Genomic DNA, 17,934 nt, shown 5'->3' on the forward strand with positions numbered 1-17,934 from the left:
GCGAAGGCGCCGGCGGCCCGGGCCGGGCTGGGCCGCCTACAGGGGGATGTTGCCGTGCTTCTTTGGCGGCAGGGTCTCGCGCTTGGTGCGCAGCAGCCGCAGGGCCCGCACGATCTCGATGCGGGTCGTCGACGGCGGGATCACGCTGTCCACGTAGCCCCGCTCGGCCGCCACGTACGGGTTGGCCAGCGTGTCCTCGTACTCCTGCACGAGCTCGGCGCGCCGGGTGGCCGGGTCCGCGGCCTCGCGCAGCTCCTGGCGGTACAGGATGTTCACCGCGCCCTGGGCGCCCATCACGGCGATCTGGGCGGTCGGCCAGGCGAAGTTGAGGTCGGCGCCCAGGTGCTTGGAGCCCATGACGTCGTACGCGCCGCCGTAGGCCTTGCGGGTGATGACCGTCACCTTCGGTACCGTCGCCTCGGCGTAGGCGTAGATCAGCTTGGCGCCGCGGCGGATGATGCCGTCCCACTCCTGGCTGGCGCCCGGCAGGAAGCCCGGGACGTCGACGAAGGTCAGGATCGGGATGTTGAAGGCGTCGCAGGTGCGCACGAAGCGGGCCGCCTTCTCCGAGGCGTCGATGTCCAGGCAGCCCGCGAAGTGCATCGGCTGGTTGGCCACGATGCCGACCGGGTGGCCCTCGACGCGGCCGAAGCCGACGAGGATGTTCTGCGCGAAGAGCGGCTGTACCTCGAGGAAGTCCTCGACGATCGACTCGATGACCGTGTGCATGTCGTACGGCTGGTTCGCCGAGTCCGGGATGACGGCGTCGAGCGCCAGGTCCTCGTCGGTGACCTCCAGGACGGCCGGCGCGGGCACGACCGGGGCGTCGTCCATGTTGTTGGCCGGCAGGTAGGACAGCAGCGCGCGCACGTAGTCGATGGCGTCGTCCTCGTCGGCGGCGAGGTAGTGGGCGTTGCCCGACTTGGTGTTGTGCGTGCGGGCGCCGCCGAGCTCCTCGAACTCGATGTCCTCGCCGGTGACGGTCTTGATGACGTCGGGGCCGGTGATGAACATGTGCGAGGTCTGGTCGACCATCACGGTGAAGTCGGTGACGGCGGGGGAGTACACGGCGCCGCCGGCGCAGGGGCCCATGATCAGCGAGATCTGGGGGATGACGCCCGACGCGCGGACGTTGCGGAAGAAGATCTCGCCGTACAGGCCGAGGGAGACGACGCCCTCCTGGATGCGCGCGCCGCCCGAGTCGTTGATGCCCACGATCGGGCAGCCGATCTTCATGGCGAGGTCCATGACCTTGACGATCTTCTCGCCGAAGACCTCGCCGAGGCTGCCGCCGAAGACCGTGAAGTCCTGGGCGAACACGCAGATCTGGCGGCCGTCCACGGTGCCGTATCCGGTGACGACGCCGTCGCCGTACGGCCGCGTCTTCTCCAGCCCGAAATTGGTGGAGCGGTGTCTCGCCAGCTCGTCGAGCTCGACGAACGAGCCGGGATCCAGCAGGAGTTCGATTCGCTCGCGGGCGGTCTTCTTGCCGCGCGCGTGCTGTTTCTCGACGGCGCGGGCCGAACCCGCGTGGACCGCTTCTTCGGTGCGGCGGACCAGATCGGCGAGTTTTCCGGACGTCGTGTGGATGTCAGCCCCGACACCAGTCTGCTCAATCGTCACTCTCGGCATCCTATTCGCGTCGGCATAGGGTCGAGCTGTGAACATTTCCACCGGTGCGTACTCCGACCTCGATCGTCCCCCGCTGCGGGAGGCGGCCCTGCGCAGGGCCCTGGTCGTCCCCGGCGGGCTGTGGACCGACCTGCGCGTGCTCCCGCAGACGGGTTCGACCAACGCCGATGTCGTGGCCGCGGCCCGGGAAGGGGCGCCGGAGGGGCTGGTGATCATCGCCGAGCGGCAGAGCGCCGGGCGCGGGCGGCTCGGCCGGCAGTGGGAGTCTCCCGCCCGGGCCGGGCTGGCGCTCAGCGTGCTGCTGCGCCCTCAGCTGCCGCCGGCCCGGCTGGGCTGGCTGCCGCTGCTGGCCGGGGTGGCCCTGGCCGAGTCGGTGCGCCGGGTCGCCCGCATCGACGCCTACCTCAAGTGGCCCAACGACCTGCTGCTGCAGGGCGACCGCAAGACCGCCGGCATCCTGGCCGAGGCGGCCGACGGGGCCGTGGTCGTGGGCATCGGCCTCAACACCACCCTGCGCCAGGAGGAGCTGCCGCGCCCCGACGCCACGTCGCTGGCCCTGGCCGGGGCGGCCGTCAGCGACCGCGATCCGCTGCTGCGCGCCCTGCTGCGTTCCTTCGCCGAGTGGTACGCCAGGTTCCGCGACCACGCCGGGGACCCCGACGCCTCGGGCCTGCGCGAGGCGTACGTCTTGCACTGCGGCACCATCGGCCGCCGGATCCGGGCCGAGCTGCCCGGCGGGCAGGAGCTGGAGGGCCTCGCGACCGGCATCGACGCCGACGGCCGGCTGGAGGTCGCCGACCGGTTCGAGAAGGTGCACACGATCGCCGCCGGGGATGTCGTGCACGCCAGGTTGGATACGTCCGGGTAGGTAATGCCGCCGGGTGGCGTCCAGGGTCTAGCCTCACCTCCGACATATCTGGAACGAGGAGGGGTTGGCGTGGGGTTCCCGGAAAGCGTCCTGACCAAGGACGAGCAGGTGGTGTTGAACCTGCACCCCCACTGGAAGGCGCTGTTCCTGCCGGTGGTCTGGGCCGTTCTGGCCGTGGCCGCCGTGGCGGCGGCGGCGATCTTCACAGACTGGAGCGCGCTCGTCCTGCTGATCCTGGCCGGCGTCGCGCTCGCGGTGATCCTGGTGGTCACCGGGTGGCCGTGGCTCAAGTGGAAGACCACCCACTACGTCTTCACGAACGAGCGGGTGATCATGCGCAGCGGCGTCTTCTCGCGCAGCGGCCGGGACATCCCGCTGGGGCGCATCAACGACGTGTCGTTCTCGCACTCGATCTTCGAGCGGATGCTCGGGTGCGGCACGCTCACCATCGAGTCGGCCGGCGAGCGTGGGCAGGTGCAGCTCACCGACCTGCCGCACGTCGAGAAGACGCAGAGCGTGCTCTACGAGCTGGTCGACGAGGACCGGCAGAAGCACACCTTCGGCGACGACGACCGCGAGGCCCTCGTCCACGAGATCAAGAAGGACTGAACCGAAGCTTCCCGGCCCCCGCGTCAGCGCTTCGCGGCGGGGGTCCCCAGCTCGTCGGTGTGCTTGCGCGGGGCCGGCGGCTCGGCGTAGGCCGCCTCCAGGGCCTCGATCTGCCGCTCGTCCGGCGCGACCGGCGCGTCGTCGGCGAAGGCCTCCTCGAGCCCCGCGATCTCGCGGGCCCCGCTCGCCTCGCCGCTCGTGGCCTTGAAGACCCAGGTGCGGTACGCCCAGAAGCGGAACACCATCGCGAGCCCGATGCCGGCGGCGTTGGCGATGTTGAAGGCCAGCCGGTCCGCCGGGTTGGCCTCGCTGAAGTGCAGCCCGTACTTGGCCACGGCCAGGACGGCCTCCTGGATCAGCAACCCGACGCCGTTGAGGGCGAAGAACAGCACATACTCCCGGCGCACACTGGAGCGGTCGCTCTGCGCGTAGGTCCACTGCCGGTTGAGCACGTAGGAGACGGTGGTGGCCACGACCGCCGCGACGATCTTCGCCTTCAGCGGGCCGATGAACAGCAGCGCATTGACGAGGGCGAAGTCGATGACCGTGTTGATCCCGCCGACCGCCGCGAACTTGAACAGCTCGGTGGCCAGGGCGCGATACCGCTCAGGGACGTAACGGTCGCGGAGACTGCTGGCGAAGCGCACCCGCCAACCTTACGGTAAGCGACCACGCCCCGTCCGTCCCCGCGGGCCGGGTGCGCCCGAGGTCACCCTGCGCTCATCGCGAGGTTCACCCGGCCGCTTCATCCCGTGGTCTCGGGCTCCGGGTGCTTGCGGAAGACGACGTAGCGGTAGGACAGGAACCGGAACGTCGTGCCCAGGACCAGGCCGACCCCGTTCTTGGCGACGTTGTCGGCCAGCTGGGACGTGAACCCGAGCACGTAGTGGCTCAGCCCGAGGCAGGCCAGGGCGATACCCAATCCGCAGAGGTTGAACAGGAAGTACAGACCGTATTCACGGCGCAGGTCGGTGCGCGCGCGATCGCGCCACGTCCAGTAGCGGTTGCCCAGGAACGCAAGCGTCGCCGCGATCGCCATCGACACGGTGCCGGCGACGAGCGGGGGCATGTGGTGATACAGCAGATTGAAGACGGTGGCGTCGACGATGAACGTCGCGAGGCCGATGGTGCCGAACTTGCCCAGCTCGCGGACGAGCCCCTCGAAGCGGGCAAAGAGCCGGGACAGCAGCGGCGGGTGCGGTGGCGACTCCAGATCGGTCACCCTCGTCAGGGTAGAGCACATGGCGGATTGCGCAGTAATGCGCACAGCGCGAAAAGTTCGCGCGAATTCCTGCGTCCGGGCGGAAAGTCCTCCGGCGTTTGTGCAGGTTTTCACAATGTCTCGCTGTGTGGGTCCCGGGTGACCGGCTTAGGCTGAGAAATACCGGCCGGAGATTGCACGACGCGCTTGCCCCATCGCGCGCCGTACTGTCGTGCACCCTCCGGCGCCGCCGCGGCCCTGCTCGTTGCAACGGGCCGCCGAGGTCAACGCCGACCACGAGGAGTTACCGCATGTCTGCCCCGGTTACCGTGCCCGGCCTAGATCAGGCGCCGACCGCCCACCCCCGGCTGCTCGCCTGGGTGCGCGAGGTCGCCGAGCTCACCAGACCCGAGCGGGTGGTCTGGTGCGACGGCTCGGAGGAGGAGTGGCGCCGCGTCACCGACGAACTCGTCGCCAGCGGGGCGCTCGTGCGCCTCGCCGCCCGCCCGAACTCGTTCTGGGCCCGCACCGACCCATCCGACGTGGCCCGCGTGGAGGAGCGCACGTTCATCTGCTCGGCCGACGAGGCCGACGCGGGGCCGACGAACAACTGGATGGCGCCGGACGAGATGAAGCGGCGCATGACGCAGTTGTACGACGGCTGCATGCGGGGGCGCACGATGTACGTCGTCCCCTTCTGCATGGGCCCGCTGAGCGCCGAGAGCCCGATGTTCGGCGTGGAGCTCACCGACTCGCCGTACGTGGTCGCGTCCATGCGGATCATGACCCGGATGGGCACGGCCGTGCTGGCCAAGATGGGCGATGACGCGCCCTTCGTGCCCTGCCTGCACTCGGTCGGGGCGCCGCTGGAGCACGGCGACGAGGACGTCGCGTGGCCGTGCAGCGACACGAAGTACATCTCGCACTTCCCCGAGACCCGCGAGATCTGGAGCTACGGGTCCGGGTACGGCGGCAACTCCCTGCTCGGCAAGAAGTGCTACTCCCTGCGCATCGCCAGCGTCATCGGCCGCGACGAGGGCTGGCTGGCCGAGCACATGCTCATCCTGAAGCTCACCTCGCCGCAGGGCGTGGTCAAGTACGTCGCCGCGGCCTTCCCGAGCGCCTGCGGCAAGACCAACCTGGCGATGCTGGAGCCCACCATCCCCGGCTGGAAGGTCGAGACCCTCGGCGACGACATCGCCTGGATGCGCTTCGGCGAGGACGGCCGCCTCTACGCCGTGAACCCCGAGTTCGGCCTGTTCGGCGTGGCGCCCGGCACCGACTGGAAGACCAACCCCAACGCGATGCGCACGCTGGCCCGGGGCAACTCGGTGTTCACCAACGTGGCCCTCACCGACGACGGCGACATCTGGTGGGAGGGCATGGGCGAGCCGCCGGCCCACCTGACCGACTGGCGGGGCCGGGACTGGACGCCGGCCTCGGACGAGCCGTCGTCGCACCCGAACTCGCGCTTCTGCACGCCGATCACCCAGTGCCCGATCCTTGCCCCGGAGTACGACGACCCCCGCGGCGTGCCGATCGACGCCATCCTCTTCGGCGGCCGGCGCAAGACGACGATCCCGCTGGTCACCGAGGCCCGGGACTGGGTGCACGGCGTCTACCTCGGCGCCACGCTCTCCAGCGAGACGACGGCCGCGGCGGTCGGCCAGGTCGGCGTGGTGCGCCGCGACCCGATGGCCATGCTGCCCTTCATCGGCTACCACGGCGGGGACTACTTCGCGCACTGGATCGAGATGGGCAAGGGAACGGCCGGCGACGCGTCGAAGCTGCCCCGCATCTTCTACGTGAACTGGTTCCGCCGCGGCGCGGACGGCCGTTTCCTGTGGCCGGGCTTCGGCGAGAACTCGCGGGTGCTGAAGTGGGTCGTCGAGCGGATCGAGGGCACGGCCGCCGCCGTCGAGACGCCGATCGGGGCCGTTCCGGCGCCCGGCTCGCTCGACGTGTCCGGGCTCGATCTCGACGCCGAGGATCTGGCGGAGGTACTGCGGGTGGACCCGGACGAGTGGCGCGAGGAACTGCCCCAGATCGCGGCGTGGTTCGAAAAGTTCGGTGAGAAATTGCCCGGCGTTCTCTGGGCCGAACTCGACGCGCTGCGGGCCCGCCTCGGCGCCGCCTGAGTCCCATAACCGCAGCTCGGCGGCCGGTCTGTCCCCCGACCGGCCGCCCGCTGCGTTTCCTGTTCGGTACTGTCCGGTGCCCGGCTGACGGTGTTGCTTCGCCCGGGAGGTCGCTACTCTTTCCAGCCGTGGGCTTGCGTGACCTGGTTTATTCGCTGTACGAGAAGCGTCTCGCCCGGCGGCTGCTCGGCAAGCCGAAGCCGGACCACGTCGGCGTGATCGTCGACGGCAACCGCCGTTGGGCCCGGGAGATGGGCTACGTCGATCCCAACGACGGCCACCGCGTCGGCGCCGAGCGCATCAAGGAGCTGCTGCGCTGGTGCGACGGCTCGGGCGTGAAGCACGTCACCCTGTGGCTGCTCTCGACCGACAACCTCTCCCGCCCGGCCCAGGAGCTCGACCCGCTCCTGCAGATCATCGAGAACCTGGCCGCGGACCTCGCCGCCGAGCGCAACCCGTGGCAGCTGCGCATCGTCGGCGCCCTGGACCTGCTGCCCAGCGCCAGCGCCCACGCCCTGAAGGCGGCCGAGGAGAAGACGGTCGACCGCACCGGCGGCGCCCAGGTGAGCCTGGCCGTGGGCTACGGGGGCCGCCGCGAGATCGCCGACGCCGTGCGCTCGCTGCTCCACGAGCACGCCAAGGCCGGCACGACGATCGAGGAGATGGCCGAGATCCTGGACGTCGATCACATCTCGGATCACCTGTACACCCGCGGGCTGCCCGACCCGGACCTGGTCATCCGCACCTCGGGGGAGCAGCGCCTGTCCGGCTTCCTGCTGTGGCAGAGCGCCCACTCCGAGTTCTACTTCTGCGACGTGCACTGGCCGAGCTTCCGCCGCACCGACTTCCTGCGCGCCCTGCGCTCGTACGCCAACCGCCAGCGCCGCTACGGCGCCTGAGTGGATCTCCACCCGTTCGGCTGATGTGCGACATGCCGGGCACGACGCGCTGTGGCATGCCGGGCGCAACGCGCTGTGACATGTCGGATTTATACCGCGACGGGCGGCTTATCGCCTGCCGGGGTGCAACTGTGTCGCGCTGCGCCCGACATGTCGGTTTATACCCGTATACTGCCGTCCGGCCCGATGCGCGGCGGCGGTGCCCACCGCGTCGTCCATCGGCAGTGAGCAGTCGGTGTCAGCGGGTGACAGCACAGCTCTAGTGGATTTTGCTCGTACCGGATAGCGTCATTGCTGTGGCGGGGGCTTTCCCCACCATCCGAGGCCCGGACCGAGCGACCACAGTGAAGCCACGGGGCCAAGCACCCGACCCCGTGCGGGCGTCGGAGGACGCGAGTGCGGGCGGCGAGGTGCCCGTCCCCGGAGATCCCGTGACCGTTCGCCGTAGTCCCTCAGCAGACTCCTCTGCCTCCACCTCCTCGGAGCCGGCGCCAACGCCCGTCAAGGCCGTCCGCCGCACCCGCAAGAAGGCCGGGGAGGCCACCGTCCCCCAGCGGCGCACCTTCGTGCTCGACACATCGGTCCTGCTGTCCGATCCCGGGGCGTTCCTGCGCTTTGGGGAGCACGACGTCGTGCTGCCACTGGTCGTCATTTCCGAGTTGGAGGGCAAGCGGCACCACCCCGAGCTGGGCTACTTCGCGCGGCGCTCGCTGCGTTTCCTCGACGAGCTGCGCGCCAAGCACGGGCGGCTCGACGAGCCCCTGCCGCTGACCGACGCCGGGGGCACGCTGTGGGTCGAGCTCAACCACGCCGACCAGCACGTGCTGCCGGCCGGGTTCCGGGCCGACACCGACGACGCGCGCATCCTCGCCGTCGCGCTCGCGTTGCAGGCCGAGGGCAAGGACGTCCTGCTGGTCACCAAGGACATGCCGCTGCGGGTCAAGGCCGGTTCCGTGGGCCTGGCCGCCGACGAATACCAGCCGGGTCCCGCGGCCGATCACAGCTGGACCGGCATGGTCGAGCTGGGCATCGGCGAGACCGAGGTCAAGCAGCTGTACGCCGGGGAGGCCATCGACCTCGACGGCGCCGGGGACCTGCCCGTGCACACCGGGCTGGTGCTCTCCTCGCCGAACGGCTCCGCGCTCGGCCGGGTGGGCGTGGACAAGTCGGTGCGGCTGGTCCGGGGCGACCGGGAGGCCTTCGGGGTCCGCGGCCGCTCGGCCGAGCAGCGGGTGGCCCTGGACCTGCTGCTGGACGAGTCGATCGGGATCGTGTCGCTGGGCGGGCGGGCCGGCACCGGCAAGTCCGCGCTCGCGCTGTGCGCCGGCCTCGATGCGGTCATGGAGCGGCGCAGGCACAAGAAGGTCATCGTGTTCCGGCCGCTGTACGCCGTCGGCGGCCAGGAGCTGGGTTACCTGCCCGGCAGCGAGGCCGAGAAGATGTCCCCGTGGGCGCAGGCCGTCTTCGACACGCTGGGCGCGCTGGTGCACGACAACGTGATGGAGGAGGTCGCGGCCCGCGGGATGCTCGAGGTGCTGCCGCTGACCCACATCCGCGGCCGCAGCCTGCACGACGCCTTCGTGATCGTCGACGAGGCCCAGTCGCTGGAGCGGGGCGTGCTGCTCACTGTGCTCTCACGCATCGGCAGCAACTCGCGGGTGGTGCTCACGCACGACGTTGCGCAGCGTGACAACCTCCGGGTGGGCCGGCACGACGGCATCGCGGCGGTGATCGAGGCCCTCAAGGGCCATCCGCTCTTCGCACACGTCACCCTCACCCGTTCGGAGCGTTCTCCGATCGCCGAGGTTGTCACCGATCTGTTGGAAGACTTGCCATTCGAGCGGTAGCCAACGACCAAGTTGAGGAATTTTATCCGAATTGTGCCGTGATTAGAATCACATAAGATCGCGTTTGGCTTCTCACCCACTCATGCACTAAGCGATGGTGAGTTCCGAGCGCGTGACGCCAGCTGAGTCGGCATCAGGCGCTCACGGTGCGTAAGGGGAACGGGCGGGCAGGTCCCGCCCGTTCTTTCGAGCCGCCAGTCCCTGTCCCCGACGAATGGATGACTACGTGATCCGGCTGTGGCAGCGGGTCGGCAAAATCCGGGCTTTCTCCGCACTCGCGGTGCTTCTCGCGGCGCTCGTGGGCGGGCTCGTGATCGCCAACCGACAGACCCAGCACGACGCGTCCAGGACTCCGGTCTCCGTTGACGCCGCTGCGATGCCCTTCTCGTCGTCGTCCGCGACGCCGTCGGTATCGCGTTCACCTTTCACTCTCGATGAGGCCGACGCCCTGGCCAAGGCCAAGGACGCCGCCTCCGACGCGTCGGCCCAGGCCAAGGCCGCCGACGACGAGGCCCGCCGCAAGGCCGAGGAGGCCGCCAGCCGGGCCAACACGCGCACCACCACGGCGCCGCCGCCACCGCCGACCAACTCGGCGCCGAAGTACCCGGTGCCGAGTTCCTGCGACGTCTACTCGGGCAACAAGAAGACCGGCTGCGCGGTGCTCGTGGGCTACGGCTTCGGGCTCGACCAGATGCCGTGCCTGGAGAAGCTCTGGGACCGGGAGAGCCACTGGAACGCGTCTGCTTTGAACAAGGGCAGCGGCGCGTACGGCATTCCCCAGGCCCTCCCCGGCAGCAAGATGGCCACGGTCGGCGCCGACTGGAAGACCAACCCCGAGACGCAGATCCGCTGGGGCCTGAACTACATCAAGGGCAAGTACAAGACCCCTTGCGGCGCCTGGTCGCACAGCCAGTCGACCGGCTGGTACTAAAGCTGACCGACAGGTTCGCACCGTCGCCGTATGGCGGCGGCGGTGCGAACCTGTTACGACATTGGTCGTGGCGATCGACTCTGATGGGCGGTCCGACCCGACCCGCTTCGGCACCGAGGCGTTCTACGCCTCCATCGGGCGCGCATTCGTGGCAATGTGCGCGTTTGTCCCCGTGCTGTTCCTCATCGAGCTCTTCGACCGGCTCACGGGCAACCGGCTCTCCCGCGACGGCGGCATCGACCCGCACCGCATCGACGGGCTCGACGGCATCGTCTTCGCGCCGTTCCTGCACGCCAGCTTCGAGCACGTGCTGGCCAACAGCATCCCGCTGATCCTGCTCGGCACCTTCGTGCTGGCCGACGGCGGCGCCCGGTTCTGGCTCACCACCGCGTTCATCGCCATCGTGTCGGGCGTCGGCGTGTGGTTCTTCGGCGACGGTCTCACGGTCGGCGCGAGCGGGGTGATCTTCGGGTACCTCGGCGTCATCCTCATGCGCGGCGTGATCAGCCGCAGCTGGTGGCACATCGCCGTCGGCCTGCTGGTCGGGCTCCTCTACGGATGGCAGATCGTCGGCGTGCTGCCCAACGACCCGAACGTCTCCTGGCAGGGGCACCTGTTCGGGTTCATCGGCGGCCTGGTCGCCGCGATCCTGTTCCGCCGGCGCCGCCCTCGCCCGGTCGAGCACGCCGACCCCCTGGCCCTCGGCCCGGAGCTGCCGTAGCGTTCGCCCCATGCGGGAAGTCGACCTTGCCATCGTTGGCGCGGGACCGGCCGGGCTGTTCGCTGCCTACTACGCGGGCTTCCGTGGCCTGTCGACCGCGGTCATCGACGCGCTGCCCGAGCCCGGCGGGCAGGTCACGGCGATGTACCCGGAAAAGATGATCTTCGACGTGGCCGGCTTCCCCGGCATCCGCGGCCGCGACCTGGTGGCCAACCTCGTGGAGCAGGCCGCCCAGTTCGCGCCGGAGTACCTGCTGGGGATCCGGGCCGAGGGCCTGTCCTATGTGGATGAGCGGCCGGTGCTGACGCTGTCCGACGGGCGCTCGCTGCGCTGCGGCGCGGTGCTCGTCACCGGCGGCCTGGGCAGCTTCACCGCCCGGCCGCTGCCGGCCGCCGACGGGTTCGCCGGCAGGGGGCTGGTGTTCTTCGTACCGCACCTGGCCGACCTCGCCGGGCACGACGTCGTCATCGTCGGCGGCGGCGACTCCGCCTTCGACTGGGCGCTGGCCCTGCAGCCGGTCGCCCGGTCGGTCACCCTCGTGCACCGGCGCGACAAGTTCCGCGCGCACGCCTCGACCGTCGCCCGGGTGCGGGCCCTCCCGATCGAGATCATCGTCAACGCCGAGGTGGCCAAGCTGCACGGCGATGTGCGCGTCTCGGCGGTCGACGTGGCCGTCCGCGGCGGGGAGGTGCGCACGCTGCCGGCCGACACGGTGGTGGCCGCGCTCGGCTTCACCGCCGACCTCGGGCCGCTCGCCGAGTGGGGCCTCGAGCTCGACAAGCGGCACATCCGCGTGGACAGCACCACCGCGACCAACCTGCCGAGGGTCTTCGCGGCCGGGGACATCAGCGAGTACCCCGGCAAAGTCCGCCTCATCGCCGTGGGCTTCGGCGAGGCGGCCACCGCCGTCAACAACGCCGCCGTGATCATCGACCCGGCCGCCCACCTGTTCCCCGGACACTCCTCCGACAACGGCTGAGCACCGGGCCGGCAACTTCTCAGAAACCCTCGCCAGCCGCCGATGGACCATGCGTGGCAGGCGTCCGTCTCCAGGTCCTCGGCGTGGTGCTCCTTGGCATGCTGGTGTCCGGCGGCGCGGGGCTGCTGATGCACCGCGTCGAGCGCGACGGCGCCGCCCAGGCCCTCGACCGGCGCACCGCGGCGGCCCAGGACGCCGTCGCCTCGGCCGCCCAGCGGTACGTCGACGCGCTGCAGCTGGCCGCCGGCGCCCTGGAGGCCCTGCCCACGCTGGACGCGACCGCCTTCGCCACCGCCACCCAGCCGCTGGGCCAGCTGTGGCTGCCTGGCGCCACCGCGGCCGACTACGTCGTCGCGGTGCCCGACCTGGAGGTCGCCGCCACCCAGGCCGCCTGGCGCAAGCTCGGCGCGGCGGGCCTGACGCTGGCGCCCGCCTCGGGGGTCACCGAGCACTACTTCACGGTGCTCACGCGCCACCTTGACAGCCGCTCGCCGGCAGGGCCCGGCGCCGGCCGCGACGTCGCCGCCATCCCGCAGGTCGGCTCGGCGATGGAGCGGGCCGCCGACACCGGGCTGCCCTCGACGTCGGAGCCGTACGTGCAGCTGAGCGACGCGGACCGCCCGGCCGGCGAGCAGCCGCAGACCGTGACGCTGGCCCAGCGGGTGCTCGACCGGACCAGCGGCGCCGTGCGCGGGTTCCTCCAGCTGACCGTCCGGGTGCAGGACTTCTTCGGCGACACCATGCTGCAGCCGGCCCGGGAGCTGCTCGACGTCAGCCTGGCCGCCTACGCCGGCACCGAGCTGCGCACGATCGCCGCCATCCGCCGCCGCGACCCGGGCGACGCCGGCCTGCGCCGTGCCGTCGAGGTGCAGGTCGGCGACCGGCGGTGGCGGCTGCGCGTGGCCACCGACGAGGACGCCCTGGTCGGCGCCGACGGCCACCTCGACGACGGGATGTTCTTCGGTGGCGCGGCGCTGACCCTGGTGACCGCGCTGCTCGTGTACACGCTGGCCACCTCCCGGCGCCGGGCCGAGGAGCGGGTCGCCACGGCCACCGCCGAGCTGCGGGTCACCGGGGCCACCGCGCGGCAGCAGGCGACGCTGCTCGGCGCCGTCATGGACTCGATCGCCGACGGCGTCGCGGTCATCGACGGCGACGGCCGGGCGGCCTGGCTCAACCCGACCGCCCGGGCCATCCTCGGGCCGGAGGCGGCCGGGCGGCCGACCTCGGAGTGGCCCGCGCTGCTCGACATGCGCGAGGCCGACGGCGTGACCCCGTACCGGTCGCGGCGCGCCGGCGAGCATGGGCCGGAGACGTACGTCGAGTGCCTCATGAGCGGGCGGCGGATGGAGGTACGGCTGCGGACCCTCACCCAGGAGGGGGAGCCCCCCGGGGCGGTGGCGGTCATGCGGGACATCACCGACCGGCACGCGGCCGAGGAGAAGCTGCGCTCCTCCGAGGAGCTGCTGCAGATCCTGCTCGACGGGGCCCGGGACTACGCCATCTACATGCTCGACCCCGACGGGCGGATCGTGAGCTGGTCGGTGAACGCCGAGCGGCTCAAGGGGTACAGCAGCGAAGAGGTCATCGGCCGGTCCGACTCGATCTTCTGCACGCCCGAGGACCGCGCCGCCGGCACGGACGAGAAGATCCTGGCCCGGGCGCGCGAGACGGGCCGGGCCGAGATCGACGGGCCCCGGTTGCGGCGCAACGGCACCCGCTTCTGGGCCCACGGGCTGCTGACCGCCGTGCGCCACGCCGACGGCTCGCCCCGCGGGTTCGTCATGGTGACCCAGGACATGACCGCCCGCAAGCAGGCCGAGCAGGTCATCGAGCGGCTCAACGCGGACCTGGAGCGGCGGGTCGCCGAGCGCACCGCGGACCTGCGCGAGGCCAACGCCGAGCTGGAGTCGTTCTCCTACAGCGTCTCGCACGACCTGCGGGCCCCGCTGCGCGCGGTCGACGGCTTCGCCAAGATGCTCGCCCTGGACTGCGACGCGGCGCTGGACGAGCAGGGCCGCCGTTACGTCGGGCGGATCCGGGCCGGCGCGCAGCAGATGGGCGAGCTCATCGACGGGCTGCTGGCCTTCTCCCGGCTGCAGCGGCAGGAGATGGCCAGCCGCCGGGTCCAGCTCGACCTCGTCGTCGCCGAGGTGTGGGAGGAGCTGGCGATCGAGCGGGGCGACCGGGCGGTCGAGCTGGTCGTCGGCGAGCTGCCGGACGCGCTGGGCGACCCGCGGCTGATCCGGCACGTGGTGGCCAACCTGCTGGGCAACGCGGTGAAGTACACCCGCGAGGCCCGGCCGGCCCGCATCGAGGTCGGGCACAGGGTGACGGCCGGCGGCGAGGCGACCTACTTCGTCAGGGACAACGGGGCGGGGTTCGACATGCGGTACGCGGACAAGCTCTTCAAGGTCTTCCAGCGGCTGCACCGCGCCGAGGAGTACGAGGGCACCGGCATCGGCCTCGCGCTCGCCCATCGCATCGTGCACCGGCACGGCGGCCAGATCTGGGCCGACGCGGTGCCGGGGGAGGGCGCCACCTTCTACTTCACGCTGCCGCTGTTCACCCACCCCGCGGACGTGGCCGAGCTGGAGGCGGTGCGATGAACCGGGTGCTGCTCGCAGTCAACAACATCGGCGTGTACTGGCTGGGCCTCAACCTCACCGACGCGCACTCATGAAGATCCTGCTGCTGGAGGACAACCCCGACGACGCCGAGCTGCTCACCTTCGAGCTGCGGCGCACCGGCCTCGCGCCCGACTTCCAGCGGGTCGAGGGGCGGGAGGACTTCCGGGCCGCGCTGGACGCCGCCGGCGGCCTGCCCGACGTCATCCTGGCCGACTACTCCCTGCCGCAGTTCAACGCGCTGGAGGCGCTCGAGCTGCTGCGCGCGGGCGGGTACGAGATCCCGGTCATCGTGGTCAGCGGAGCGCTCGGCGAGGAGGCCTGCGTCGAGGCGCTGCGCCACGGCGCGGTGGACTACCTGCTCAAGGACCGGCTCGGCCGGCTCGGGCCGGCGATCGAGCACGCGCTGTCGCAGCGGCGCCTGCTGGCCGACCGGCGCCGGGCGGAGCTCACCTTCCGGGCCGCCTTCGACCACGCGCCGGTCGGCATGGCCGTCACCGACCTGGCCGGCCGGGTGTTGCAGGTCAACCAGGAGCTCTCCCGGATGACGGGCCTGACGCGGGCCGGTTCGCTGCTCGACATGATCTGCGACGACGACCGGGCGCTGGTCGCGGAGCGGCTCGAGCGGCTGGTGGCGGGGGAGACCGGCAAGGTCACCAAGGAGCTGCGGCTGTGCCGGCCCGACGGGGGGATGGTGTGGGGCCAGTACTCGGCCTCGCTCATCGGCGGCGGGGCGTCCAGCGTCGTGCACCAGTTCGCCGACGTCACGGACCGCCGCCGGGCCGAGGAGGCGCTGCAGCGGCAGGCCGAGAAGCTCGCCCGGACCAACAGCGAGCTGCAGGAGCTCGACCGGCTCAAGAGCGAGTTCGTGGCCACGGTGTCGCACGAGCTGCGCACGCCACTGACGAGCATCCGGGGGTACACCGAGATCCTGGCCGACAGCGACACCACCGGACTCGGTCCGACCGAGCGCCGGATCGTCGGCATCATCGACCGCAACGGCCGGCGGCTCCTCGACCTCATCGAGGACCTGCTCACGTTCTCCCGCATCGAGTCGGGCACGCTCACCCTCGCGCCGGGCCCGGTGCGCATCCGGCAGCTCGTCGACGCCGCCTGCGAGGCGATCCGCCCGGCGATCGAGGCGGCCGGCCTGCACCTCACCCTCGACGTCGACGACCACATCCCGGTCGTGCGGGGCGACGGCGAGCAGCTGGAGCGGGTCGTGCTCAACCTCCTGGACAACGCCGTGAAGTTCTCCGACCCGAACGGCGGCACCGTGACCGTCACCGGCCGGGAGCGCGACGGCGAGGTCGTGCTGTGGGTCCGCGACACGGGCGTCGGCATCCCCGACAACGAGCAGGGGATGATCTTCAACCGCTTCTTCCGTGCCGCGGACGCTCAGAAGCGCGCGGTCAAGGGCAGCGGCCTGGGGCTGGCCATCTCCAAGGCCATCGTCGAGGCCCACGGTGGCTGGATCGCCCTGGAGTCGATCGAGGGCAGCGGCACCACCGTGGGCTTCGGACTGCCTATGCCTTGAGGCTTCCGGTCGGCTGGCGCAGCCGCTCGTTCTGCCTGTGCCTTGAGGCTTTCGACCAGCCAGCGCGGCCTGTCTACGCCTTGAGGCTTTCGGCCAGTTGGCGCAGCTGCTCGTCCTTGCCCTGGCCGAAGACGATCACCGTGCGGGAGCCGGTCGTCTGCAGGATCGCGCGCTCGCCCGGGCGGCCCGGGGTCCAGCGCTCCCACTGCGATCCGTTGACCGTGACCTCGCCGGCGGCCTGGGAGTCCTTGCCGAGGATGGCGGGCACCAGCTCGGCCCTCGGCTTGGCGCTCTCGGCCACCTGCATGGCACCATCGCCGGGCGCGGTGATCCCGATGCGCAGCACGCCGTCGGTGTGGGTGAGCGAGACGATCCGCCAGCCGCTCGGCAACTGCTCCGGCTTGAGGGCCTCGAACTGCCCGGCGCGCTGCACCGACCCGTAGACCTCCTCCGTGTCCAGCGGCGGCGGCGTCTCGTGCCCGAGGAAGCGGTAGAGCCCGACCACCAGGAACACCGGCACGATCAGGACCAACATCGACAGCGCCATGTCGCGCGGGCGCCGCGCCCTCGTCTCGCGGGGTGATTGCTGTGTCGGAGTTGCCACGCTCCCATCTTGACAGGCGCCGCACCCTCGATGCCTGTCAGGATTGGTCGCAGAAAACACACCCACGCAAGGACGCGCGAGGAGTGCACAACGATGAGTGGTGAGATGGACCGGAACCTGGCCCTGGACCTGGTGCGGGTCACGGAGGCGGCCGCCCTGACCGCGGGCCGCTGGGTCGGGCGGGGCGACAAGAACGGCGGCGACGGCGCGGCCGTGGACGCGATGCGCCTGCTGATCAATTCCCTGCCGATGCGCGGCACGGTGGTGATCGGCGAGGGCGAGAAGGACAACGCCCCGATGCTCTACAACGGCGAGAGCGTGGGCGACGGCACCGGCCCCGAGGTCGACGTGGCGGTCGACCCGGTGGACGGGACCACGCTGATGAGCAAGGGCATGCCCAACGCCCTGGCCGTGCTCGCGGTGGCCGAGCGCGGGGCGATGTTCGACCCGTCGGCCGTCTTCTACATGCAGAAGCTGGCCGTCGGCCCGGACTGCGCCGACGTGGTCGACATCGAGGCCGGCGTGGAGGAGAACCTGCGCCGCATCGCCAAGGTGAAACGCTCGAGCGTCTCCGAGCTGACCGTCTGCATCCTCGACCGCCCCCGCCACCAGGACCTCGTCCACGAGGTGCGCCAGACCGGCGCCCGCATCCGCTTCATCTCCGACGGCGACATCGCCGGCGCCATCAGCGCGGCCCGCGACAACAGCGAGACCGACGTGCTCATGGGCATCGGCGGCACCCCGGAGGGCATCATCGCCGCCGTCGCGCTCAAGTGCATGGGCGGCGCCATCCAGGCCAAGCTGTGGCCGCGCGACGAGGCGGAGCGCGACAAGGCCCTCGCCGCGGGCCACGACCTGTCCCGCGTCCTGGACACGGACGACCTGGTGAGCGGCGACAACATGTTCTTCTGCGCGACCGGCGTGACCAGCGGCGACCTGCTCAAGGGCGTGCGCTACCGCTCGGGCGGCGCCTACACGCAGTCCATCGTGATGCGCTCGCGCTCGGGCACGATCCGCTGGATCGACTCCTTCCACCGGCTGGAGAAGCTGCGCGCCTACTCATTGGTCGACTTCTCTTAACCCGCCCAGCTACCCGCGCACGGCGGCGGCCTTCCACCACTTGGGAACCCCCGGGTTGGTGAGGGCCGCCGCGGCCTGACTGGGGTGGAGCCCGAGCGGCCGGAGCACGTCGGCCGCGATCTCGACCCGATACCACCCGTGCCAGCGCCCGTCATGCCCGGGCCCGCAGGCCAGCTGGATGCGGACATGGTGGCCCTCGAACGGCATCCAGTCGATCCCGCGCTCACACAGTCAAAGCTGGACGGCCACCAGCGGGGCGGG

General features: G+C 71.1%; 16 protein-coding genes. 11 read left to right on the forward strand and 5 right to left on the reverse strand.

The genetic code is table 11. The features are described from left to right. Positions 1–36: 36 nt before the first annotated feature. Entirely contained in the window at positions 37–1,617 is a 1,581-nt protein-coding gene (locus tag AB0M46_RS15860) for an acyl-CoA carboxylase subunit beta (protein WP_363336569.1), read from the reverse strand. A 49-nt stretch (positions 1,618–1,666) separates the two neighbouring features. Here AB0M46_RS15860 and AB0M46_RS15865 point away from each other — a divergent pair, with 49 nt between their 5' ends. Together AB0M46_RS15865 and AB0M46_RS15870 are read left to right on the forward strand one after the other, a co-directional pair. Next, positions 1,667–2,500 carry a biotin--[acetyl-CoA-carboxylase] ligase gene (locus AB0M46_RS15865; RefSeq protein WP_363336571.1) on the forward strand — a complete coding sequence of 278 codons (834 nt, stop codon included), beginning with the start codon at positions 1,667–1,669 and terminating at the stop codon, positions 2,498–2,500. 69 nt (positions 2,501–2,569) lie between these two features. Beyond that, complete coding sequence (locus AB0M46_RS15870; RefSeq protein ID WP_363336452.1) at positions 2,570–3,109, forward strand: PH domain-containing protein; 540 nt, start codon at positions 2,570–2,572, stop codon at positions 3,107–3,109. Between the two features lie 23 nt (positions 3,110–3,132). Here the strand turns inward: AB0M46_RS15870 and AB0M46_RS15875 are convergent, their stop codons facing one another. After that, complete coding sequence (locus AB0M46_RS15875) at positions 3,133–3,756, reverse strand: GtrA family protein (protein WP_363336454.1); 624 nt, start codon at positions 3,754–3,756, stop codon at positions 3,133–3,135. Between the two features lie 98 nt (positions 3,757–3,854). After that, positions 3,855–4,331 carry a GtrA family protein gene (locus AB0M46_RS15880; RefSeq protein WP_363336456.1) on the reverse strand — a complete coding sequence of 159 codons (477 nt, stop codon included), beginning with the start codon at positions 4,329–4,331 and terminating at the stop codon, positions 3,855–3,857. A gap of 290 nt (positions 4,332–4,621) precedes the next feature. On the opposite strand from AB0M46_RS15880, the gene AB0M46_RS15885 reads away from it, so the two are divergent. From AB0M46_RS15885 to AB0M46_RS15920, 8 genes are all read left to right on the forward strand, one after another. After that, entirely contained in the window at positions 4,622–6,448 is a 1,827-nt protein-coding gene (locus AB0M46_RS15885) for a phosphoenolpyruvate carboxykinase (GTP) (RefSeq protein ID WP_363336458.1), read from the forward strand. A gap of 128 nt (positions 6,449–6,576) precedes the next feature. Further along, a complete protein-coding gene (locus AB0M46_RS15890; protein ID WP_363336460.1) occupies positions 6,577–7,347 on the forward strand; it encodes an isoprenyl transferase in 771 nt (256 codons plus the stop codon). Between the two features lie 566 nt (positions 7,348–7,913). Further along, the gene (locus AB0M46_RS15895) at positions 7,914–9,194 is read left to right on the forward strand and encodes a PhoH family protein (RefSeq protein ID WP_363336573.1); all 1,281 of its coding nucleotides are present in this window, start codon (positions 7,914–7,916) and stop codon (positions 9,192–9,194) included. A gap of 226 nt (positions 9,195–9,420) precedes the next feature. Next, positions 9,421–10,125: a lytic transglycosylase domain-containing protein gene (locus tag AB0M46_RS15900; RefSeq protein WP_363336462.1), complete on the forward strand. Its 705-nt coding sequence runs from the start codon at positions 9,421–9,423 to the stop codon at positions 10,123–10,125. A gap of 67 nt (positions 10,126–10,192) precedes the next feature. Then, positions 10,193–10,846, forward strand: coding sequence for a rhomboid family intramembrane serine protease (locus tag AB0M46_RS15905; protein WP_363336463.1), 654 nt, complete (start codon positions 10,193–10,195; stop codon positions 10,844–10,846). 10 nt (positions 10,847–10,856) lie between these two features. Continuing rightward, on the forward strand, positions 10,857–11,825 hold the full coding sequence (locus tag AB0M46_RS15910) for an NAD(P)/FAD-dependent oxidoreductase (protein WP_363336465.1): 969 nt from the start codon (positions 10,857–10,859) through the stop codon (positions 11,823–11,825). A gap of 53 nt (positions 11,826–11,878) precedes the next feature. Next, positions 11,879–14,434, forward strand: coding sequence for a PAS domain S-box protein (locus AB0M46_RS15915; protein WP_363336467.1), 2,556 nt, complete (start codon positions 11,879–11,881; stop codon positions 14,432–14,434). A gap of 70 nt (positions 14,435–14,504) precedes the next feature. Next, complete coding sequence (locus AB0M46_RS15920) at positions 14,505–15,989, forward strand: ATP-binding protein (RefSeq protein ID WP_363336469.1); 1,485 nt, start codon at positions 14,505–14,507, stop codon at positions 15,987–15,989. A 73-nt stretch (positions 15,990–16,062) separates the two neighbouring features. Here AB0M46_RS15920 and AB0M46_RS15925 read toward each other — a convergent pair whose 3' ends face one another. After that, positions 16,063–16,536 carry a DUF4245 domain-containing protein gene (locus tag AB0M46_RS15925; RefSeq protein ID WP_363336575.1) on the reverse strand — a complete coding sequence of 158 codons (474 nt, stop codon included), beginning with the start codon at positions 16,534–16,536 and terminating at the stop codon, positions 16,063–16,065. A 150-nt stretch (positions 16,537–16,686) separates the two neighbouring features. Between AB0M46_RS15925 and glpX the strand changes: the two genes are divergently transcribed. Then, on the forward strand, positions 16,687–17,673 hold the full coding sequence (gene glpX / locus AB0M46_RS15930) for a class II fructose-bisphosphatase (RefSeq protein WP_363336471.1): 987 nt from the start codon (positions 16,687–16,689) through the stop codon (positions 17,671–17,673). 9 nt (positions 17,674–17,682) lie between these two features. Here the strand turns inward: glpX and AB0M46_RS15935 are convergent, their stop codons facing one another. Then, positions 17,683–17,880 (reverse strand): hypothetical protein, encoded by a 198-nt coding sequence (locus AB0M46_RS15935; protein ID WP_363336473.1) that lies wholly within the window; start codon positions 17,878–17,880, stop codon positions 17,683–17,685. Between the last annotated feature and the right edge of the window lie 54 nt (positions 17,881–17,934).

Origin of the sequence: Dactylosporangium sp. NPDC051485 (assembly GCF_040682015.1) — a bacterium.
Taxonomy (GTDB): domain Bacteria; phylum Actinomycetota; class Actinomycetes; order Mycobacteriales; family Micromonosporaceae; genus Dactylosporangium.

Bases quoted from the DNA above. Each gene is read 5' to 3' on its own strand.
- AB0M46_RS15920 (WP_363336469.1), top strand. From the start codon at position 14,505: ATGAAGATCCTGCTGCTGGAGGACAACCCCGACGACGCCGAGCTGCTC.
- glpX (WP_363336471.1), top strand. From the start codon at position 16,687: ATGAGTGGTGAGATGGACCGGAACCTGGCCCTGGACCTGGTGCGGGTC.
- AB0M46_RS15910 (WP_363336465.1), top strand. From the start codon at position 10,857: ATGCGGGAAGTCGACCTTGCCATCGTTGGCGCGGGACCGGCCGGGCTG.
- AB0M46_RS15885 (WP_363336458.1), top strand. From the start codon at position 4,622: ATGTCTGCCCCGGTTACCGTGCCCGGCCTAGATCAGGCGCCGACCGCC.
- AB0M46_RS15925 (WP_363336575.1), bottom strand. From the start codon at position 16,536: ATGGCGCTGTCGATGTTGGTCCTGATCGTGCCGGTGTTCCTGGTGGTC.
- AB0M46_RS15935 (WP_363336473.1), bottom strand. From the start codon at position 17,880: ATGCCGTTCGAGGGCCACCATGTCCGCATCCAGCTGGCCTGCGGGCCC.